This window comes from Streptomyces sp. Sge12 (assembly GCF_002080455.1).
Taxonomy (GTDB): Bacteria; Actinomycetota; Actinomycetes; order Streptomycetales; family Streptomycetaceae; genus Streptomyces.
On record NZ_CP020555.1, the window covers coordinates 3966481 to 3987670 of the forward strand.

Below are 21190 nucleotides of genomic sequence, written 5' to 3' on the forward strand. Positions count from 1 at the left end.
ACGTGTGCTTGCCCTCGGGCAGACTGGGCGCCATATGCGCCCGGCCAGCGGCGTGGGGACACATCCCGAGGGGAAGCAACAGTCATGAGCCAGGACGGCACTCAGGGCCAGTACGCGGGCGGCTCTCTGGCCGGTGGCCGTTACCAGCTAAGGGACTTGCTGGGTGCGGGCGGCATGGCGTCCGTCTACCTGGCGTACGACTCGGCCCTCGACCGGCAGGTCGCCATCAAGACCCTGCACAGCGACCTCGGCCGCGAGCAGTCCTTCCGCGAGCGGTTCCGCCGCGAGGCGCAGGCTGTAGCGAAACTGTCGCACACGAACATCGTCTCGGTCTTCGACACCGGTGAGGGCGAAGTGACGTTCGGCAACGGCGGCCGCGGTGACGGCGCCGTCATGCCCTACATCGTCATGGAATACGTGGAGGGCCGGCCGCTGGGCTCGGTGCTGGAGGAGGACGTCCGCCAGCACGGGGCCATGCCCGCGGAGAAGGCCCTGAAGGTGACGGCCGATGTGCTGGCCGCCCTGGAGACCAGCCACGAGATGGGGCTCGTCCACCGCGACATCAAGCCCGGCAACGTCATGGTGAACAAGCGCGGCGTCGTCAAGGTGATGGACTTCGGCATCGCCCGTGCCATGCAGTCGGGGGTCACCTCGATGACGCAGACCGGCATGGTCGTCGGCACCCCGCAGTACCTCTCGCCCGAGCAGGCCCTGGGCCGCGGGGTCGATGCCCGCTCCGACCTCTACTCGGTCGGCATCATGCTGTTCCAGCTGCTGACCGGGCGGATCCCGTTCGACGCGGACTCCCCGCTGGCCATCGCCTACGCCCACGTGCAGGAGGAGCCGGTCGCCCCGTCCTCCATCAACCGGTCGCTGACCCCGGCGATGGACGCGCTGGTGGCGCGGGCCCTGAAGAAGAACCCGAACGAGCGCTTCCCCACGGCCGCGGCCATGGGCGACGAGGTCGCCCGGGTGCTGGGCTCCGGACACACCGGGGCGCCGGTCATCGTGCAGGGCCAGGGCCCGCTGAGCAGTGGCGCGGGCGTGTCCTCGGCCGTGTTCCCGCCGGTGGAGTCCGGCTACTCCGCGCCCCCGCAGTCGGTGCAGCAGCCCTACCAGGCTCCGCACACCCCGACGCCGGCCCCGTACGCGCCGACGCCCGCCCCGCAGCACGCGCAGGGCGGCTACGCCTACCCGCACACGCCCCCGCCGCAGCAGCAGTACGGGCCGCAGACCCCGCCGCCGTACACGATCTCCCCGACGGGCGCGGCCGGCGCCTCGGGGACGGCCGGTGACGGCAAGCGCAACATGCCGGTGCTCGTGGGCGCGATCGCGGTGGCCCTGCTGGCCGTCGGCGGTCTGATCGCGGCGATCGCGATGAACGGCGACGACAAGGACAAGGGAACGACGACGGCGGACCCGGGTGCCTCCGCCTCCGCCTCGGCCAAGCCCGGGTTCAAGGGGCCGGACACCACGCGCACGATCGACCCGAAGAAGTGCACCGAGCCGGTGAAGCACTACAGCGAGGCCGGCAAGTACATGGCGCCGGACCTCAAGTACAAGAACCTGCTCTCCGTGAAGGAGTGCATCCAGGCCTCGGGCGGCAAGTACAAGATCGAGTACAAGGACGAGGCCGTGTACGGCAAGGACACCGTGCTGTTCCAGACCCCGACCGCAGGCGACAAGATCGCGAAGGAAGGCACGGAGTACACGCTGACCGTGTCGACCGGAAACCCCGAATAGCGCATCGCGTTCCGACACACCGGCATCCCGGGCACCCCGATGGGGCGTCCGGGATGCCGCTTTTGTCCCACTGTGCAAATCTGGGCGCATATCTCTGACGCGCAGCGAGCGGCGAGGCGGCTCGGGACGGGAGGGGCTCCCCCGTGGTCCAAGGCTTCCGCCCGCCGCACTGGCTGGCCTGCGCGGCCCTGGCCGCCGCCGCGCTCGTGCCGACCGCCTCCGCGTACGCGGGCCCCCTCCTCAACCCGGCCCGGCACGCGGCCGCCCCGGCCGCCGCACTCGCCCTCGTACTGGCCCGGACCCCCGCCCTCGCCCCCGCGCCCGCGCCCGCACCGCCGGACGAGCCCTACGAGGAACTGGCCGGCAGCCTCGCCGGCGTCGGGCGCGAGCGCCCCGGCCGACCGGTCGGCGAGCCCGCCGACCCCGAGCTCACGGGGGCCTCCCGGCCGCTGCCGGTGCGCCCGCGCACCGAGCCCACCCCGCCGCCCAACGCCGTCGCGCCGAGCACGCACCCGACCCCGCCCCCGCAGGCGGACCCGCAGCGCCCGCCCTCGGTGGTCACCGCGCTCGGCACCGACGCCAACGACCGGGCCGCCGACCTGGCCGCGCACATACTGCCGCTCGGCACCGGCTTCGCCCTGATGGGGCTGGGCCTGGGCTACCTCGGAGTGCGCCTGCGCCGCGGTATCTGAGCGGATCCGGACCACCTCCTCCGCGCGGTCTCCCCCTGGGGATGTACGCCGGAGGATGGTTGCCGAGAGTGAACATACTCGGTATACATACTCGGTATGTCGATCCGCCACGGGCTACTCGCCCTGCTGGAACGGGGTCCTCGGTACGGCTCCCAGCTGCGCACCGAGTTCGAATCCCGCACCGGCTCCACCTGGCCGCTCAATGTCGGGCAGGTGTACACGACCCTCGCCCGCCTCGAACGCGACGGCCTCGTCGCCCCCGACGGCGAGGACGCCGCCGGCCACACCCTGTATGCCATCACCGACGCCGGACGCACCGAGCTGTTCCAGTGGTACGAACGGCCCGTCGACCGGGCCAACCCGCCCCGCGACGAGCTGTCCATCAAGCTCGCCATGGCCGTCGGCGCCCCCGGCGTGGACATCCGCGCCGTCATCCAGTCCCAACGGCACGCCACCATCAAGGCGATGCAGGACTACACCCGGCTCAAGGCCACGGCGCTGGCCGCGGTCGAGAGCGGGCGGTCCCACGAACGCGACGACGTGGCCTGGCTGCTCGTCCTGGAACAGCTCATCTTCCAGACCGAGGCCGAGGCCCGCTGGCTCGACCACTGCGAATCCCGGCTCGTCCGGCTCTCCCTGCCGGCCGACCGGAGAGCCGCTGAACCCGAACCACCCCAGGCCGCCGCCGAGACCCAGGCCCCGACCACCACCACCCGGCCCCGTACCGCCCGCTCGCGACGTGGCTGAACCACCGTTCCAGGGGGGACCCTCCATGCCTGACCAGCGCACATCCCAGCAGCCCGTGCTGCAGTTGGACCGACTCGTCCGCACGCACGGCAGCGGCGCCACCGAGGTGCACGCCCTGCGCGGAATCGACCTCTCGGTCCACCCCGGCGAACTCGTCGCCGTCATGGGCCCCTCCGGCTCCGGCAAGTCCACGCTGCTCACCCTCGCCGGCGGCCTCGACACCCCGAGCAGCGGCCGCGTGATCGTCGAAGGCACCGACATCACCACGGCCAGCCGCAAGCAGCTGGCCGCCCTGCGCCGCCGCAGCATCGGCTACGTGTTCCAGGACTACAACCTGATCCCGGCCCTGACCGCCGCCGAGAACGTGGCACTGCCCCGGGAACTCGACGGGATATCCGCCCGCAAGGCCCGTGCCTCCGCGCTCGCCGCGCTGGAGGAGATGAACCTGGGCCAGCTCGCGAACCGTTTCCCCGACGAGATGTCCGGCGGCCAGCAGCAGCGCGTGGCCATCGCCCGCGCCCTCGTGGGCGACCGCCGCCTGGTCCTCGCCGACGAACCCACCGGCGCCCTCGACTCCGAGACCGGCGAGTCCGTCCTCGCCCTGCTGCGCGCCCGCTGCGACGCGGGCGCGGCCGGCATCCTCGTCACGCACGAACCGCGCTTCGCCGCCTGGGCCGACCGCGTGGTCTTCCTGCGCGACGGCAGCGTGGTCGACGAGACCCTGCGCAGCCACGCCGACTCCCTCCTGCACGGGCAGGCGGCCGGCCAGTGACCTCTCCGCTCCAAGGCTGGTACCACTCCTGGATCGCGGCCCTGCGCATCGCGCGCCGCGACGCCTGGCGCGCCAAGGGCCGCAGCGCCCTCGTCCTCGCGATGCTCGCCCTGCCGATCGTCGGGGTGAGCGCCGCCGACCTCACCCTGCGCAGCGCCGAGCTGTCCACCGACCAGATGCTCTCCCGCATGATCGGCACCGCCGACGCCCGCGTGAGCCACTCGGGCATGGGCGGGCCCATCAACCAGAGCCCCGACGGCACGAGCTACGCGCCCGTCGGCGGCTACAAGGCGTACGACCCCTCGAAGTCCTCGCGGGACACCCCGCCGGCGCCCGTGGGCTCCGCCTTCCCCGCCGGTGCCCAGGTCCTCAAGGACAGCTTCGGCTACGGCAAGGTCCGCACCACGCACGGGCTGCTCGAAACCGGCCTGCGTGAGATCGACACGCACAGCCCCCTGGTCAAGGGCATGATCACGTTCGACCGGGGCCGGCTGCCCGAGAACCCGGGCGAGGTCATCGCCACCCGGGCCTTCCTGAAGGACTCCGGCCTCTTCGTCGGCTCCTCGGTCACCCCCCGCGGCGCCACCGGCCCCTACAAGATCGTCGGTGCCTACGAGGTACCGGACTCTCTCGGCCGCGCCGAGATCATCGCCCCGCCCGGGACCCTGCTCGCCCCGCTCGACAAGGCCCTGGAGGCCTCCGGCGGGCGCAGCATCACCCCCGACGAGCGCTACCTGGTCAAGGTCGGCGGCGAGGGCGTCACCTGGGACGCGGTCAAGGCGGCCAACGCCAAGGGCCTGACCGTCATCTCCCGCGCCGTCATGCTCGACCCGCCCGCGGACTCCGAGGTCCCGCTCTACAAGGACGAGCCGAAGGCGCAGTTCACCCGCGACGGCAACCAGGCCGTCGAGACGGCCATCCTGGCCACCGTCGTGGGCCTGGCCATGCTGGAGGTCTGCCTGCTCGCCGGACCGGCCTTCGCGGTCGGCGCCCGCCGCTCGCGCCGCCAGCTGGGCCTGGTCGGCGCCAACGGCGGCGACCGCCGCCACATCCGCTCCATCGTGCTCTCCGGCGGCCTGGTCCTCGGCGCCGTCGCCGCCGTCGTCGGCACCGTCCTCGGCATCACGCTCACCGTGGTCCTGCGGCCGGTGCTGGAGGAGAAGCTGGGCAACCGCTTCGGCGGCTACGACTTCCGGCCGCTGGAGCTGGGCGGCATCGCCCTGCTCGCCGTGATCACCGGCCTGCTGGCCGCGATCGTCCCGGCCGTCAACGCCTCCCGGCAGACCGTGCTGAGCTCGCTGACCGGCCGCCGCGGCATCCGCCGCGCCAACCGGGTGCTGCCCGTCATCGGCCTGATCGCCGTCGCCGCCGGCGCCGCGATCGCCCTCTACGGCACCACCTCGAAGCTGGGCAGCACCGTCGTGGCCGGCGGCAGCGCCATCGCCGAGCTCGGCATCGTCGCCCTCACCCCGGTCCTGGTCGGCCTCTTCGGCCGGCTCGGCCGGTGGCTGCCGCTGTCGCCGCGGCTCGCGCTGCGCGACGCCGTGCGCAACCGCGGGCGTACGGCACCCGCCGTGGCCGCCGTGCTCGCCGCCGTCGCCGGAACGGTCGCGGTGGCCACGTACCAGCACAGCAACGACATCCAGATGCGGCACGAGTACCGGGCGGACCTGCCGCACGGCACCGGGCTGCTGGAGGCCTCCGAGAACGGCGCGTACCAGGACGTGCCCGCCCTGCGCGAGATCCTCTCCAAGGAGATGCCGGTGGCCCAGCGGGCGGACGTCGACCGGCTGGTCGTCGGCAAGCCGGGCTGCGACTCGTATTCCACGGACCCCGGCTGCGGCCGGGCGGAGATCGTCACGCCCAAGGACCAGCGCTGCCCGCTCTACGAGAACCCCCAGGGCATGGACGCCTTCACCGAGGCGCAGCGCCGGGAACTGCGCGAGGACTGGCGCTGCCAGGACGGCCGGTACGGCGTGCAGCACCCCGTCCTCGTCGGCGACGAGAAGGTACTGGGCATCCTCGCGGTCACCGACCCGGGCTCCGTGTCCGCACTCAAGGCCGGCCGGGCCGTCGCCTTCGACAAGCGCCAGGTCAAGGACGGCAAGCTCACCCTGCGGATCATCACCGACCCGAAGGCCGCCGAGGACCTGCGCGGAAGCGGCGAGGAGGTGCCCGGCGAGGACAAGGTCCTGCCCGTCCACCTGGCGCCCGACACGGCCGTGAGCTGGGGCGTCGACCTGATCCTGCCGCCCTCGGCGGTCAGGACGGCCGGGCTGGCCACCGCGCCCCTGGGCTCGTACTTCCGGCTCGACGGGAGCGCGACGACCGAACAGCGCCAGAGGATCGACGGCGAGATCGACCGCATGGGCGTGGAGGCCTCCCTGCGCATCGAGGCCGGCTACCAGGGCGACAACAGCCTGGTCATGCTCGCCCTCGCCGTCTTCGCCGGGCTCGTCACCATCGGTGCGGCGGGCATCGCCACCGGGCTGGCCCAGGCCGACGCCGAAGCCGACCTGAAGACGCTGGCCGCGGTGGGCGCGGCCCCCCGGGTACGGCGGACGCTGAGCGGCTTCCAGTGCGGGGTGGTCTCCCTGATGGGGGTCGTCCTGGGCTCGGCGGCCGGCATCCTGCCCGCCGTCGGCCTGCGCCTGACGCAGCGGCGGGAGATGGAGGACCTCTACAGGCACTCCATCGAGCAGGGCTACTCGTCGGCGACGGAAGCCCTGCCGTACGTGCCGATCTCCGTGCCGTGGGAGACCCTCGGCGCTCTGGTCGTCGTCGTCCCGCTGGGCGCGGCCCTGCTGGCGGCCCTCGTCACCCGCTCCAGCGGCGCCCTGGCCCGCCGGGCAGCGGCGTAGCACGCGGCAAGGCCGGTGCCCCCGTACAGGGTGGATCACGACTGTACGGGGGCACACCGTGTGAGTACGGAGGTGTGCGAGAGAATGACGGCATGGAGATGCCGAGGAGTGAACGGTCGCAGGACAGCCCCCCGCACGTCCTGATCGTGGGACAGGACGGGACGGCGGTCGGCGACGCCGATGACGAGTCGCGCGAGGTCCCGGTGACGGAAATGGTCGAACAGCCCGCCAAGGTCATGCGGATCGGCAGCATGATCAAGCAACTCCTGGAAGAGGTACGTGCCGCGCCTCTGGACGAGGCGAGCCGGGTCCGGCTCAAGGACATCCATGCCGCCTCGGTCAAGGAGCTGGAGGACGGTCTGGCCCCCGAGCTCGTGGAGGAACTGGAGCGCCTGTCCCTCCCGTTCACCGAGGAGGCCATCCCCTCCGAGGCCGAACTGCGGATTGCCCAGGCACAGTTGGTGGGGTGGCTGGAGGGCCTGTTCCACGGCATCCAGACGGCCCTGTTCGCGCAGCAGATGGCGGCGCGGGCCCAGTTGGAGCAGATGCGCCGCGCCCTCCCGCCGGGCGGGCCGCACGACGACGACGAGGACGGCGGGCACGGCGCGGTCCGCTCGGGCCCGTACCTCTAGCCCCCGGCGGACCACCCAGGAAGCGGGTCCGGCCCACGCCCCCGACGCGTCCCGGCCCCGCCTCCTCCTTCAGCCCCGCCGGCGTTTGAGGCGCCCTCCCAGCCCCGCCGGCGTTTGAGGCGCGGGGGTCCGGGGCGGCGCCCCCGGCAACGGCGCCGCACCCGGCATCCGGACCGGCCCGCATACTCAGGGGCATGAGCTACGACGCGATCGTGCTGGCCGGCGGCGCCGCTCGGCGACTCGGCGGGGCCGACAAGCCCGCGCTGAGCGTCGGCGGCCGCGCACTCCTCGACCGCGTCCTCGACGCCTGCCCCGACGCCCGGACCACCGTCGTGGTCGGCGGCCGCCGCCCCACCGCGCGCCCGGTCCACTGGACCCGCGAGGACCCGCCCGGCGGGGGGCCCGTGGCCGCGCTGGAGGCCGGACTGCGGCAGACCACCGCCGAGCTGGTCCTCGTCCTCTCCGCCGACCTCCCCTTCCTGGACCGGGACACCGTACGGGTCCTCCTGGCGGCCCCCGCCCGGCCCGGCACGGACGCCGCGGACGCCGCGGACGGCGCGGACGGCGCGCTGCTGCGGGACCCCGACGGCCGCGACCAGCCGCTGGTGGCCGCCTACCGGGCCGAACCCCTGCGCCGCGAGATCGCGCTGCTCGCCGCCGAACACGGCACCCTCACCGGGCTCCCGCTCCGCGCGCTGACCGCCGAACTGGACCTCGCCCGCGTCACCTCCCGGCCACTCGCCTCCTTCGACTGCGACACCTGGGACGATCTCGCCGCCGCCCGCGCCCGGATCAGGGAGCATGGAAGCGTGCTGGAGCAATGGATCACCGCCGTCAAGAGCGAGCTGGGCATCGACCTCCCCGTCGACACCAAGACCCTGCTCGACCTCGCCCGGGACGCCGCCCACGGCGTCGCCCGGCCCGCCGCCCCGCTGACCACCTTCCTGGTCGGCTACGCGGCCGCCCACGCCGCCGCCACCGGCGCCGACCCCGCCCAGGCCGTCGCCGAGGCCTCCCGCAAGGCGGCCGACCTGGCGCTGCGGTGGGCCGACGAGGCAGCGGCCGACTCCGCCGAACAGAACGGCTCCGGATGACCCCCGCGAACTCCGCCGAGCAGGCCCTCGACGAGGCCCTGGCCCTGGTCAGCCGCGCCCCCGAGAGCGGCGGCGGTACGGGGGGCCACCGCGCGTCCTCCTGGACACGGGCCCGGGAGACCGCCGTCGACGCCGGGCACCGGGTGCGGCCCCGGACCCACCGCGTGCCCCTCGCCGACGCCCTCGGCGAGGTCCTGGCGGCCTCCCTGGACGCGCTGACCGACCTGCCGTCCTTCGACACGTCCGCCATGGACGGCTGGGCCGTCGCGGGACCCGGCCCCTGGAGCGTGCGCACCGGCGGCAGCGTCCTGGCCGGCTCCGAGCGACCCGACCCCCTCACGGACGGCGAGGCCGTACGGATCGCCACCGGCGCCCGGATCCCCACCGACACCACCGCCGTCATCCGCAGCGAGCACTGCCGCGAGGCCGGCAGCCAGCTCTTCGCGGACCGGCCCGTCCTCACCGGCCAGGACATCCGCCCGCGCGGCCAGGAGTGCCGCTCCGGCGACCTGCTGCTGCCCGCCGGTTCGCTGGTCACCCCGGCCGTGCTGGGGCTCGCCGCGGCCGCCGGGTACGACGAGCTGACCACCCGGCCCCGCCCCCGCGTGGAGATCCTGGTGCTCGGTGACGAGCTGCTCACCGAGGGCCTCCCGCACGAGGGGCTGGTGCGCGACGCCCTCAGCCCCATGCTCGGGCCCTGGATCGACCGGATCGGCGCCGAGGTCATCGGCACGCGGCTGCTCGGCGACGACCCGGAGGGCGCCGCGGCCCTGCTGGAGGCCGTCACCACGAGCACCGCCGACGTCCTCGTCACCACGGGCGGCACCGCGTCCGGACCCGTCGACCACGTCCACCCGGTGCTGGCGAAGGCGGGCGCCGAACTGCTCGTCGACGGGGTCGCCGTGCGCCCCGGCCACCCCATGCTGCTGGCCCGCCTCGGATCCGGGACGCCCGACGGGGCCCCGGTGCGCCACCTGGTCGGGCTGCCCGGGAACCCGCTGGCCGCCGTCTCCGGGCTGCTGACCCTGGCCGACCCCCTGCTGCGCTCCCTCGCCGGCCGCCGCGGCCGCCCCCGCTACACGGCGCCGGTGCAGGGCGACGTACCCGGCCACCCGTACGACACCCGGCTCGTTCCGGTGCTGCTCAGCGACGAGCACGCGGTACCGCTGCGCTACCACGGCCCCGCGATGCTGCGCGGAGTGGCGGCCGCCGACGCGCTGGCCGTCGTACCGCCGAAGGGCGCACGGTCGGGACAGGAACTGGAGATTCTCGATCTGCCCTGGGCTGCTGGAGGATGTTTCACGTGAAACTTCACGGCCAGGACTCCATGGCCCGCGGCGCCGACGAGAAGCTCGTCTCCCGGCGCATCAAGCTGCCCAAACGCATCGTCGAGAACCCGCTGAGCCAGGTCACCAAGCGCCTGCTGATGGCCCTGTTCGTGCTGTTCCTGACGGTCTTCATCGTGTGGCTCGACCGCGACGGCTACCACGACAACGCCAACGAGCAGGTCGATCTCCTCGACTGCTTCTACTACGCCACGGTGACGCTGTCGACGACGGGCTACGGCGACATCGTCCCGTACAGCGACAGCGCGCGGCTGATCAACATCCTGCTGATCACGCCGCTGCGCGTGCTGTTCCTGATCATCCTGGTCGGTACCACCCTGGAAGTCCTGACGGAACGGACGAGGGAAGAGTGGCGGCTCAAGCGCTGGAGGAAGAACTTGCGTGAGCACACGGTCGTCGTCGGCTTCGGCACGAAGGGCCGTTCGGCCCTGCAGACGCTGCTGGCCACCGGCCTCTCCAAGGAGCAGGTCGTCGTCGTCGACCCCAGCGCCAAGGTGATCGACATGGCCAACGCGGAAGGGTTCACGGGTGTCGTCGGCGACGCCACCCGCTCCGACGTGCTGCTCCGCGCCGAGCTGCAGAAGGCCCGGCAGATCATCATCGCCACCCAGCGGGACGACACGGCCGTCCTGGTCACCCTGACCGCCCGGCAGCTCAACCGCGGGGCGAAGATCGTCGCGGCGGTGCGCGAGGAGGAGAACGCCCCGCTGCTGCGCCAGTCCGGCGCGGACGCGGTCATCACGAGCGCGAGCGCGGCCGGCCGGCTGCTGGGCCTCTCGGTGCTCAGCCCGAGCGCGGGCACGGTGATGGAGGACCTGATCCAGCAGGGCAGCGGCCTCGACCTCATCGAACGCCCCGCCCGCAAGTCCGAGGCAGGCAAGTCGGTCCGGGACACCGAGGACCTGGTCGTGAGCGTGGTGCGCGGCCACCGGCTGCTCCCGTACGACGATCCGCACGCGAGCCCGATCCAGCTGACGGACCGTCTCATCACCATCGTGCGGGCGGCTCCGCCGACGTCGCCGCCGGTGAAGCTCGGACCTGCCGAGTAGCCGCACCGTGGCGTAGCCTCCGGGCCATGCATGCGATCACCATCGAGCAGCCCGGCGGCCCCGAGGCCCTCGTCTGGGCCGACGTACCCGATCCGGTACCGGGCGAGGGCGAGGTCCTCGTCGAGGTCGCGGCGAGCGCCGTGAACCGCGCCGACGTACTCCAGCGACAGGGGTTCTACGATCCGCCGCCCGGCGCGTCGCGCCATCCGGGGCTGGAGTGTTCCGGCCGGATCGCCGCCATCGGTCCGGGGGTGTCCGGCTGGTCCGTGGACGACGAGGTGTGCGCCCTGCTGGCCGGTGGCGGATACGCCGAGCGGGTGGCCGTGCCGGCGGGTCAGCTGCTGCCGGTCCCGGCGGGTGTGGACCTGGTGACGGCGGCCGCGCTGCCGGAGGTCGTCGCGACCGTGTGGTCCAACGTGTTCATGGTGGCGGGGCTGCGCCCCGGCGAGACCCTGCTGGTGCACGGCGGGTCCAGCGGGATCGGCACGATGGCGATCCAGCTGGCGAAGGCGGTGGGCGCGACGGTCGCCGTGACGGCGGGCGGCCCCGAGAAGCTGGCGCGCTGCAAGGAGCTGGGTGCGGACATCCTGATCGACTACCGCGAGCAGGACTTCGTGGCCGAGCTGCGCGAGGCGACGGGCGGGGCCGGGGCGGACGTGATCCTGGACATCGTGGGCGCGAAGTACCTGGCCCGGAACGTGGACGCGCTGGCCGTGAACGGGCGGCTCGCGGTGATCGGGCTGCAGGGCGGGGTGAAGGCGGAACTGAACCTCGGCGCGCTGCTGGCCAAGCGGGCGGCGATCACCGCCACCTCCCTGCGGGCCCGTCCGCTGGAGGAGAAGGCGGCCATCATCGCCGCCGTGCGCGAGCACGTATGGCCGCTGGTGGCCGCGGGGCGGATCCGGCCGGTGGTCCACGCGACCTACCCGATGCGCGATGCGGCCGAAGCCCACCGCGTGCTGGAATCCAGCGCCCACGTGGGCAAGCTCCTGCTCACGGTGTGAAGCGGGCGGGTCGGCTCCGCTGCGCGGAGCCTCTCCCCGCCCCGCCCTTTCGCCGTTTCCCGGGCTCTGCCCGGGCCCGGTCCGGCCCGGGCAGAGCCCCGGGACACCGGACCGGGCCGGCGCCGGGCTACAGGCTGCGCAGCAGGACCGCGGGGGATTCGACGCAGTCCGCGACGAAGCGGAGGAAGCCGCCCGCCGTACCCCCGTCGCACACCCGGTGGTCGAAGGTCAGCGACAGCTGAACCACCTTGCGGACCGCCAGCTGCCCCTCGTGGACCCACGGCTTGTCGATGATCCGGCCCACCCCCAGCATCGCCGCCTCGGGGTGGTTGATGATCGGCGTGGAACCGTCGACCCCGAAGACCCCGTAGTTGTTCAGGGTGAAGGTGCCGCCGGTCAGATCCGCGGGAGCCAGCTTCCCGGCCCGGGCCACCTCCGTCAGGCGGGCGAACTCCGCCGACAGCGACTCGGGGTTGCGGTTCTGCGCGTCCCGGACCACCGGGACCACCAGGCCCCGCTCGGTCTGCGCGGCGAAGCCCAGGTGCACGGACGGCAGGCGGACGATCTCCTTGGCCGCGAGGTCCACGGTGGAGTTGAGCTCCGGATACTTGGCCAGGGCGGCCGTGCAGATCCGGGCCAGCAGCGCGAGCACGGAGATCTTGGGTCCGCCCACGGCATTCATCGCGGCCCGGGCGGCCATCAGCTCGGTGGCGTCCGCGTCGACCCAGCAGGTGGCGTCCGGGATCTCCCGGCGGCTGCGCGACAGCTTCTCGGCGACCGCCCCGCGTACCCCCTTGAGGGGGATCCGCTCGCCCTGGGCCGCCGTCGTCGGCGGTGCCACCGCGGCGACCGGGGCCGGCTCGGGCGCGCGCAGCGCGGCCAGTGCCGCCTCGACGTCCGCCCGCAGGATCAGCCCGTCGGGGCCGGACCCGCGCAGCGCGCGCAGGTCGACCCCGCCGTCCTTGGCCAGCTTGCGCACCAGCGGCGAGATCACCGGCACCGGCCCGGCGGGAGCCGCCGGAGCCACGGGGACCGCCGGAGCCACCGGAGCGGCGACGGCGGGCGCCGACACCGCGGCGGTGACGGGTCGCACCCGTCGCCGACGCGCCGGGCGCGAGTGGTCCTCGCCGTAACCGATCAGCGGCCGCGGCACGTTGCCGGTGCCCTCGGCCTCGGCCGCCTCCGCGGCCGGAGCCTCGCCGGGAAGCGACGACGCCCCCACCGCCACGGTGATCAGCGGTGCTCCGACGGGCAGTTCCGTGCCCTCCTCCCCGAACCGGGCGGTGACCACACCGCCGTAGGGGCACGGAACCTCCACCATCGCCTTGGCCGTCTCGACCTCGACCACCGGCTGGTCGATGGCGACGACATCGCCCACCGCCACGAGCCAGCGGACGATCTCGGCCTCGGTCAGGCCCTCCCCGAGATCGGGAAGCTTGAATTCCATTACCTGCGGCATCAGTTCTCCCACTGCAGGCGCGCCACGGCGTCCAGGATCCGGTCCACACCCGGCAGGTGGTGCTTCTCCAGCATCGGCGGCGGGTAGGGGATGTCGAAGCCCGTCACCCGCAGCACCGGCGCCTCCAGGTGGTGGAAGCACCGCTCCGTGACGCGGGCGGCGATCTCCGCGCCGGGTCCGCCGAAGCCGCCGGCCTCGTGGACCACCACCGCGCGCCCGGTGCGGCGTACGGACTCCACGACCGTGTTCTCGTCGAAGGGGACCAGCGAGCGCAGGTCGACGACCTCCAGGTCCCAGCCCTCCTGGCGGGCCGCCTCGGCCGCCTCCAGGCACACCGGCAGCGAGGGCCCGTAGGTGATCAGCGTGGCGCTCGTGCCGGCCCGCCGGACCAGCGCCTTCCCGATGCCGGGCACCGGCGTCGGCGCCTCGGGCCGCCAGTCGGCCTTCGACCAGTAGAGCCGCTTCGGCTCCAGGAAGACGACCGGGTCGTCGCTCGCGATGGACGCGCGCAGCAGCCCGTACGCGTCCTCGACGGTCGCCGGGGTCACCACGGTCAGGCCGGGCGTGGCCACGTAGTACGCCTCGGAGGAGTCGCAGTGGTGCTCCACGCCGCCGATCCCGCCGCCGTACGGCACCCGGATCGTGATCGGCAGCGGCATCGCACCGCGGGTGCGGTTGCGCATCTTCGCCACGTGCGAGATCAGCTGCTCGAACGCCGGGTACGCGAAGGCGTCGAACTGCATCTCCACGACCGGGCGCAGCCCGTACATGGCCATGCCGACCGCCGCGCCCAGGATGCCCGCCTCCGCGAGGGGGGTGTCCGTGCAGCGTTCCTCGCCGAACTCCTTGGCGAGCCCGTCCGTGATCCGGAAGACCCCGCCGAGCGTCCCGACGTCCTCGCCCATGACATGGACGGTCGGGTCCTCGGCCATCGCGTCGCGCATCGCCCGGGTCAGGGCCTGCGCCATCGTCGAGGGCTTGGTCCCCGACTTCGCGGACTTCGCCGCCGCCACCGTCGTCACGCCTGGTCCTCGGCTTCCAGCTCTGCACGGAGCATGGCCGCCTGCTCGCGCAGCCGGTCCGTCTGCTCCGCGTACACGTGCGCGAACAGGTCCATCGGGTCCACCACCGGGTCCGCGTTCATCCCCTCACGGAGCGCGGCGGCCATCGTCTCCGCCTCCTCGCGCGCCGTGGCGATCGCCGCCTCGTCGATGATCCCGCGGGCGGTCAGCTCACGCTCCAGCAGATCGATCGGGTCGTGCGCCTTCCAGGCCTCGACCTCGGCGTCACCGCGGTAGCGGGTCGCGTCGTCCGCGTTCGTGTGGGCCTCCATCCGGTAGGTGACGGCCTCGATCAGGGTCGGGCCGCCACCGGCCCGGGCCCGCCGGACGGCCTCGGCCAGCACCTCGTGCATCGCGGCGATGTCGTTGCCGTCGACCAGCCGGCCGGGCATCCCGTACCCGACGGCCTTGTGGGCCAGCGTCGGGGCCGCGGTCTGCTTGGCGAGCGGGACGGATATCGCGAAGCCGTTGTTCTGCACGAGGAAGACCACCGGGGCCTGCCAGACGGCGGCGAAGTTCAGCGCCTCGTGGAAGTCGCCCTCGCTGGTGCCGCCGTCGCCGACCATGGCGAGCGCGACGACGTCGTCACCGCGCAGCCGGGCCGCGTGTGCCAGACCCACCGCGTGCGGCAGCTGGGTGGCGAGCGGGGTCGAGAGCGGGGCGATGCGGTGCTCACGCGGGTCGTACCCGGTGTGCCAGTCGCCGCGCAGCAGGGTCAGCGCCTGGACGGGGTCCAGGCCGCGCGCCACGGCCGCCAGGGTGTCGCGGTAGCTCGGGAACAGCCAGTCCTGGTCCTCCAGGACCAGCGCGGCCGCGATCTCGCAGGCCTCCTGGCCCACGGTGGAGGGGTAGACGGCGAGCCGGCCCTGCTTGGTGAGCGCCGTGGCCTGGGCGTTGTAGCGCCGGCCGCGCACCAGCTCGGCGTAGCAGCGGCGCATCAGCTCCGGGTCGAGGCGGTCGGCCGCCTCGGTGCCCAGCACCCGGTAGGGCTCGGGGTCCGGGAGCAGCGGGGCGGCATCCGTACGGGGCCTCCAGGCGGGCGGGGTGGAACGGTGGGACGCACCGGCACCGGGCAGCTCTTGGACCGTCATGGCGGCGTACACCTCCTCGTGGGAAGCGGGCAGGGGGTGCCCCGGGTGTGAGGCCCCTCACCTACCGATTGTTCGGTTGTCCGCGCAATTTGGCTACAGGCGGCTCCAGGCTGTGGACAAACTGGCGCCGGGGCCCTGGGATGGATGCAGGACGTCCAGGAGAGGGAGGCATCGGGCAATGCCGGATGAACAAATGGCCGGACCGGGTTCCGCACCGGGTTCGCCGGGGGGCGCACCGGGGGCCTCCGGAGTCCCGCCCGTCACACCCCGTCCCCTGGATCCGATCGACCGGTCGATCATGCGGCTGCTCCAGGCGGACGGCCGGGCGTCGATACGGTCGGTGGCGGAGCAGGTGCACGTCTCGCGGGCGAACGCCTACGCCCGGATCAACCGGCTCATCGACGACGGGGTGATCCGCGGTTTCACGGCCCGCGTCAACCACGAACGGGCAGGTCAGGGCGCATCCGCCTATATCACCCTGAAGATCGTCCAGAACTCCTGGCGCACGGTCCGCGAGCAGCTGCGCGAACTCCCGGGCGCCGCGCACATCGCACTGGTCAGCGGGGACTTCGACGTCCTGCTGCTGGTGCACACCCCGGACAACCGGACCCTGCGCGAGCTGGTCCTGACCCGCCTCCAGGCCATCCCGGAGGTCCTCTCGACGCGGACCCTGCTGGTGTTCGAGGAAACGGATCTGCTGGACGCGGGCCCGGGCCCCGGCCCGGTCGGCGGCTCCCCGGCCCTCACCGAGGAGTAGGCCGTCCGGGTGCCACGACGCCCCCGGTACGGCCTGTACGGCCGTACCGGGGGCGTCGTGGGTTCGGGGCGCTCGCGACGTTCGGGGGCGGAGTGCGTCAGCGGAGGGTGCGCAGGCCGTCGAAGGCCATGTGGACGACCGCGTCCGCGAGCTGGTCGGGGCCCGTGCCCGAGTGCGGGCGGTACCACTCGACCAGGGAGTTCACCATGCCGAAGAGGAGCCGGGTGGCGAGGCGGATGTCCACGTCCGCCCGCAGGTCGCCGTCCGCGGCGGCGGCCTTGAGCAGGTCGGCTACCTGGTGGTCGAACTCGCGCCGGCGCTCCAGTGCCCACCGCTCGGTGCGGGTGTTGCCGCGTACGCGCAGCAGCAGCGTCACGTACGGCAGCTCGCCGACCAGCACCTCGACCGTGCGGCGCGTGACGTACTCGACGCGCTCGACGGCCCGGCCCCGTACCGCGCCCGGCTCCTCCAGGATCGCGAAGAGCCCGTCGAGGGCGCGGCTGACGGCCCGCCGCAGCAGCTCCTCCTTGCCCGTGACGTGGTGGTAGATCGAGGACTTCGAGATGCCCGCGGCCTTGGAGAGGTGCTCCATCGAGGTGCCGTCGTAGCCGCGCTCGTTGAAGACCTGGACGGCGACCGACAGCAGGGTCTCGGGGGTGTACGTGTCCCGCTTGGCCGTCGTCATGCGGCCCCCTCCTCGTCGTCCGCGGCGTAGCCCAGCTTGAACAGGGCCAGGGAGGGTGCGTACCGGCCGCCGGGACAGCGCTCGTCGAGGTGGTGCAGCAGGTCGTAGGCCCAGTCCCGGCCGAGCCGCTCGTGCCATGCGGAGGGGCCCAGCGGGTAGTTGACGCCCAGCCGCATCGCCGTGTCGATGTCCTGCGCGGAGGCCGCGCCGCGGGCGACGGCGTCGGCCGTGAGGTCGATCAGCATCGCGACGGTCCGCGCGACGATCATGCCGGGGACGTCGCCGATCACCGAGACCTGCTTGCCCAGCTTCTGGAAGAGGCCGACCGCCTCGGCGAGGGTCCGCTCGCTGGTGTCCTCGCTCGCCGAGAGCGCGATCCGGGTGGCGCCGCGGTAGTCGAGCGCGAGGTCGAAGTAGACGACGTCGGCGAACTCGACGGAGGTCTTGCCGTCCGCGAGGACCAGCTGGCCCTCGCCGGGCAGCTGGATGTACGGGCCGCCCTGCTCGGTGGCCGCGACCGCGATCCCGGCCTCCTCCAGCAGGTCCACCAGCTCGGCGGCCGGGCCGAGGTCGCCGACGACGGTGACCTTCGCCGGAGCCTCCTCGGGAGCGGCGGTGTGCGGCAGGGCGGTCTCGGCGTCCGGACCGTAGGGGTACCAGCCGTGCCCGGACTTGCGGCCGAGTCGGCCGGACTGGACGAGGCGGCGCTGGGCGAGCGAGGGGGTGAACTTCGGGCTGCGGAAGAAGGACTCCCAGACCGATCGGGTCACGGCCTCGTTGACGTCCTGGCCGATCAGGTCGGTCAGCTGGAAGGGGCCCATCTTGAAGCCGCCGCTCTCGCGGAGCACGGCGTCGATGGTGGCCGGGTCGGCACCCTGCTCCTCGTACACCGCGAAGGCCTCGGCGTAGAAGGGGCGGGCGATCCGGTTGACGATGAAACCGGGGGTGTCGGCGCAGCGGACCGGCGTCTTCCCCCAGCCGAGGACCGTGCGGTACGCACGCTCGGCGGCGTCCGGGTCGGTCGCGAAGCCGCTGACCACCTCGACGAGCGGGAGCAGCGGGGCCGGGTTGAAGAAGTGCAGGCCGAGGAAGCGGCCGGGGTGCGCGAGCCCGGCGGCGAGCTCGGTGACGGAGAGCGAGGAGGTGTTGGTGGCCAGCAGCGCGTCCGGGGACACCACCTCTTCGAGCGCGGCGAAGAGCGTCTGCTTCACGGTGACGTTCTCGACCACCGCCTCGATGACGAGGGCGGCTCCCGCGAGCTCCGCGAGGTCACCGGCCGGAGCGATCCGGCCGACCGCCTCCTCGGCCTCGGCGCGGTCGATGCGGCCCTTGGCGGCCATCCGCTCGACCCGGTCCTGGACGAAACCGACGCCATCGGCGGCGAGGGAGGCGTTGATGTCGTAGATCAGCACACGATGACCTGCGAGAAGGGCGACCTGGGCGATGCCCTGGCCCATGGTGCCCGCCCCGACGACCGCCACAGTGCGGGACCGCTCGATTGCTGTCATGTCCTGATCCTCCCGCACACACTTATCCACAGGTCCGCCGGGCCCTCTTGTCCCGACCGATCGTTCGGTTACTCTAACTCCAGTCTGCTCTCCTTCGCCCGGCTCAACGAGGAGTTGGTCCCTGATGGCCGCCGAGCTCACCGTCCCCCAGCTGTCCGCCAAGCACCGGCCCACCCTGGACCAGGCCCTGTCGGCGATCCGCAGCCGCGCCTACTGGTCCCCGCATCCCGAACACCCCAAGGCGTACGGCGAGAGCGCCCCCGCCGACGGGCTCGCCGCCTTCGAAGCCGTCCGCGGCACGCGGCTGGACCTGGGCCAGCCCGGCACCGACGGCTGGACGGGCGCCGAGGTGTCCCCCTTCGGCCCGGCGCTGGAGGTCGAGTACCCGCATGTGGACCCGGACGTGCTGCTGCCCGCGATGAAGGCCGGCATGGGCGCCTGGCGCGACGCGGGACCCGAGGCGCGCGCCCTGGTCTGTATCGAGATCCTGGCCCGCATCTCCGCCCGGACCCACGAGTTCGCGCACGCGGTCATGCACACCAGCGGCCAGGCCTTCATGATGGCGTTCCAGGCCGGCGGCCCGCACGCACAGGACCGCGGCCTGGAGGCCGTGGCCTACGCGTACGAGGAGCAGACCCGGGTGCCCGGCCGGGCCGACTGGTCCAAGCCGCAGGGCAAGAAGGACCCGCTGGAGCTCGGCAAGAGCTTCACCGCCGTCCCGCGCGGCATCGCCCTCATGATCGGCTGCAACACCTTCCCGACCTGGAACGGCTACCCGGGCCTCTTCGCCTCCCTCGCCACCGGCAACGCGGTGCTGGTCAAGCCGCACCCGCGGGCCGTACTGCCGCTCGCGCTGACCGTCCAGGTCGCGCGCGAGGTGCTCGCCGAGGCCGGCTTCGACCCGAACCTCGTGGCACTCGCGGTCGAGCGCCCGGGCGAGGGCATCGCCAAGACCCTCGCCGTCCGCCCCGAGATCAAGCTGATCGACTACACCGGGTCCACCGAGTTCGGTGACTGGCTGGAGACGAACGCCCGCCAGGCGCAGGTGTACACGGAGAAGGCCGGCGTCAACACCGTCGTCCTGGACTCCACCGACAACTACAAGGGCATGCTCTCCAACCTGGCGTTCTCGCTGTCCCTGTACAGCGGCCAGATGTGCACCACCCCGCAGAACCTGCTGATCCCGCGCGACGGCATCGCGACGGACGCCGGCCACAAGACCTACGACGAGGTCGTCGCCGACCTCGCCGCCTCGGTCGGCGGCCTGCTGGGCGACGACGCCCGGGCCAACGCGCTGCTCGGCGCGCTGGTCAACCCGGACGTCAAGGCCCGGCTGGAGGCCGCGGCCGCCCTGGGCGAGGTCGCGCTGGCCTCCCGGGAGGTCGCGAACCCGGAGTTCCCGGACGCGGTGGTCCGTACCCCGGTGATGGTCAAGCTGGACGCGGCCAAGCCGGACCCGGAGGCTCCGTACCTCTCCGAGTGCTTCGGCCCGGTCTCCTTCGCGGTGGCCGTGGACACCACCGCCGACGCCCTGGAGCTGCTGCGCCGCACGGTGCGGGAGAAGGGCGCCATGACGGTCGGCGCGTACACGACCTCGGCGGACACCGAGCGGGCGATCGAGGAGGTCTGCCTGGAGGAGTCCGCGCAGCTCTCCCTGAACCTGACCGGCGGGGTGTTCGTCAACCAGACCGCCGCGTTCTCGGACTTCCACGGCTCCGGCGGCAACCCGGCGGCCAACGCGGCCCTGTGCGACGGCGCCTTCGTCGCGAACCGCTTCCGGGTGGTGGAGGTCCGCCGCCAGGCGTAACCGCGCCCCGCAGCACCCCGGCCCGGGTGGTCCCGCCTCCTCCCGCCTTCCGCTCGCGCTACTCCGGCAGCTCCTGAGCGAAGGTGCGGGAGGAGGCGTCCACCTGGGCCATCCTGCGCAGGGCCGCGAACATCGCGTCGCCCACCACCGTGCCCACGACGACCGCCTCGACCAGGTCCTCGCGGTCCACCCGGCGGGCCGTGTACTCCAGATCCACCCGGGCCACCTGCTCGGCCGCATCGGCGTAGTCGTCGAGGAGTTCGGCGAAGGAGCCGTGGCCCACCCGGGCGAGTGAGGCGAGCGCGGCCTCCAGCGCGCCGACGGCCTTGTTCTCCGGGCCGACGCGCCAGCCGCGCGCCTCGATCAGCCGCGCCACCTTCTCCCGCGCCAGGACCGCCTCGGCATCGCCTTGGCCGCCGCCGCCGTCGCCGTACTCGGGTACCAGCCGCCGGGACGCGGTGCCGAGCAGCTTGTGCACCGGCTGCTCCCTGTCGTCGATGGCCACGAGGACGTCGCCGATCGCCGCCACCGACAGCCCGCCGACCTCCAGCAGCGCGCGGATCAGCCGCAGCCGGCGCTCGTGCCCCTCGTCGTAGCTGGCCTGGTTGGGACTGCTCAACTCGCCCGCGGGAAGCAGGCCTTCCCGGACGTAGTACTTGATCGTCGGTACCGGGACCCCGGTACGGCGGCTCAACTCTCCGATGCGCATGGTCTGTTCACTCGTTTCTTCTTGCCCCGTTCCCCGCCCATCATAGATAGTGGGACTATCAGATAGCGGCGAGCATCGCTATCCATTCTTCAGGGGGATCCATGTCTGCGTCGAAGTCCGCGTCACTGTCCGCGTTACGTACCTGGCACCGTCCACTGACCCTGTTCGCCGCC

The 21190-nt window shown here is 73.1% G+C and carries 18 protein-coding genes; 12 read left to right on the plus strand and 6 right to left on the minus strand.

Annotated features, from left to right (window positions below):
* The first annotated feature begins 84 nt into the window (after positions 1–84).
* From B6R96_RS17670 to B6R96_RS17715, 10 genes are all read left to right on the plus strand, one after another.
* Positions 85–1743 carry a protein kinase domain-containing protein gene (locus B6R96_RS17670; RefSeq protein ID WP_030383841.1) on the plus strand — a complete coding sequence of 553 codons (1659 nt, stop codon included), beginning with the start codon at positions 85–87 and terminating at the stop codon, positions 1741–1743.
* 143 nt (positions 1744–1886) lie between these two features.
* Complete coding sequence (locus B6R96_RS36855) at positions 1887–2435, plus strand: hypothetical protein (protein WP_107475532.1); 549 nt, start codon at positions 1887–1889, stop codon at positions 2433–2435.
* A 96-nt stretch (positions 2436–2531) separates the two neighbouring features.
* Complete coding sequence (locus tag B6R96_RS17680; protein ID WP_037858757.1) at positions 2532–3182, plus strand: PadR family transcriptional regulator; 651 nt, start codon at positions 2532–2534, stop codon at positions 3180–3182.
* Positions 3183–3207: 25 nt separating this feature from the next.
* Positions 3208–3954, plus strand: coding sequence for an ABC transporter ATP-binding protein (locus tag B6R96_RS17685; RefSeq protein ID WP_053167369.1), 747 nt, complete (start codon positions 3208–3210; stop codon positions 3952–3954).
* A 101-nt stretch (positions 3955–4055) separates the two neighbouring features.
* Positions 4056–6815 carry an ABC transporter permease gene (locus B6R96_RS17690; RefSeq protein WP_081525139.1) on the plus strand — a complete coding sequence of 920 codons (2760 nt, stop codon included), beginning with the start codon at positions 4056–4058 and terminating at the stop codon, positions 6813–6815.
* Between the two features lie 92 nt (positions 6816–6907).
* On the plus strand, positions 6908–7447 hold the full coding sequence (locus B6R96_RS17695) for a bacterial proteasome activator family protein (RefSeq protein ID WP_031155904.1): 540 nt from the start codon (positions 6908–6910) through the stop codon (positions 7445–7447).
* 194 nt (positions 7448–7641) lie between these two features.
* Positions 7642–8541 (plus strand): NTP transferase domain-containing protein, encoded by a 900-nt coding sequence (locus B6R96_RS17700; RefSeq protein ID WP_081522936.1) that lies wholly within the window; start codon positions 7642–7644, stop codon positions 8539–8541.
* On the plus strand, positions 8538–9848 hold the full coding sequence (locus B6R96_RS17705; RefSeq protein WP_081522937.1) for a molybdopterin molybdotransferase MoeA: 1311 nt from the start codon (positions 8538–8540) through the stop codon (positions 9846–9848). The genes B6R96_RS17700 and B6R96_RS17705 overlap by 4 nt, the downstream gene beginning before the upstream one ends.
* Positions 9836–10936, plus strand: coding sequence for a potassium channel family protein (locus B6R96_RS17710; RefSeq protein WP_078626045.1), 1101 nt, complete (start codon positions 9836–9838; stop codon positions 10934–10936). The genes B6R96_RS17705 and B6R96_RS17710 overlap by 13 nt, the downstream gene beginning before the upstream one ends.
* A 26-nt stretch (positions 10937–10962) precedes the next feature.
* On the plus strand, positions 10963–11940 hold the full coding sequence (locus tag B6R96_RS17715; RefSeq protein WP_030383849.1) for an NAD(P)H-quinone oxidoreductase: 978 nt from the start codon (positions 10963–10965) through the stop codon (positions 11938–11940).
* A gap of 127 nt (positions 11941–12067) precedes the next feature.
* Here the strand turns inward: B6R96_RS17715 and B6R96_RS17720 are convergent, their stop codons facing one another.
* Genes B6R96_RS17720 through pdhA form a run of 3 tightly spaced genes read right to left on the minus strand, consistent with a single transcriptional unit; the run spans position 12068 to position 15551 of the window.
* The gene (locus tag B6R96_RS17720) at positions 12068–13399 is read right to left on the minus strand and encodes a dihydrolipoamide acetyltransferase family protein (RefSeq protein ID WP_081522938.1); all 1332 of its coding nucleotides are present in this window, start codon (positions 13397–13399) and stop codon (positions 12068–12070) included.
* Positions 13399–14367: an alpha-ketoacid dehydrogenase subunit beta gene (locus B6R96_RS17725; protein ID WP_037858887.1), complete on the minus strand. Its 969-nt coding sequence runs from the start codon at positions 14365–14367 to the stop codon at positions 13399–13401. The genes B6R96_RS17720 and B6R96_RS17725 overlap by 1 nt, the downstream gene beginning before the upstream one ends.
* Positions 14368–14417: 50 nt before the next feature.
* The gene (gene pdhA / locus B6R96_RS17730; RefSeq protein ID WP_081525140.1) at positions 14418–15551 is read right to left on the minus strand and encodes a pyruvate dehydrogenase (acetyl-transferring) E1 component subunit alpha; all 1134 of its coding nucleotides are present in this window, start codon (positions 15549–15551) and stop codon (positions 14418–14420) included.
* Between the two features lie 178 nt (positions 15552–15729).
* Between pdhA and B6R96_RS17735 the strand changes: the two genes are divergently transcribed.
* Positions 15730–16308 (plus strand): Lrp/AsnC family transcriptional regulator, encoded by a 579-nt coding sequence (locus B6R96_RS17735; RefSeq protein WP_081522939.1) that lies wholly within the window; start codon positions 15730–15732, stop codon positions 16306–16308.
* A gap of 97 nt (positions 16309–16405) precedes the next feature.
* Here the strand turns inward: B6R96_RS17735 and B6R96_RS17740 are convergent, their stop codons facing one another.
* Both B6R96_RS17740 and B6R96_RS17745 read right to left on the minus strand, forming a co-directional pair.
* Positions 16406–16993: a TetR/AcrR family transcriptional regulator gene (locus B6R96_RS17740; RefSeq protein WP_053167380.1), complete on the minus strand. Its 588-nt coding sequence runs from the start codon at positions 16991–16993 to the stop codon at positions 16406–16408.
* On the minus strand, positions 16990–18501 hold the full coding sequence (locus tag B6R96_RS17745; protein ID WP_081522940.1) for a 3-hydroxyacyl-CoA dehydrogenase: 1512 nt from the start codon (positions 18499–18501) through the stop codon (positions 16990–16992). Before B6R96_RS17745 ends, B6R96_RS17740 begins: the two co-directional genes overlap by 4 nt.
* Before the next feature lie 124 nt (positions 18502–18625).
* Between B6R96_RS17745 and paaN the strand changes: the two genes are divergently transcribed.
* Complete coding sequence (gene paaN / locus B6R96_RS17750) at positions 18626–20308, plus strand: phenylacetic acid degradation protein PaaN (protein ID WP_030383856.1); 1683 nt, start codon at positions 18626–18628, stop codon at positions 20306–20308.
* A gap of 58 nt (positions 20309–20366) precedes the next feature.
* Here the strand turns inward: paaN and B6R96_RS17755 are convergent, their stop codons facing one another.
* Positions 20367–21017 (minus strand): MerR family transcriptional regulator, encoded by a 651-nt coding sequence (locus tag B6R96_RS17755; RefSeq protein ID WP_081522941.1) that lies wholly within the window; start codon positions 21015–21017, stop codon positions 20367–20369.
* Positions 21018–21190: the final 173 nt, after the last annotated feature.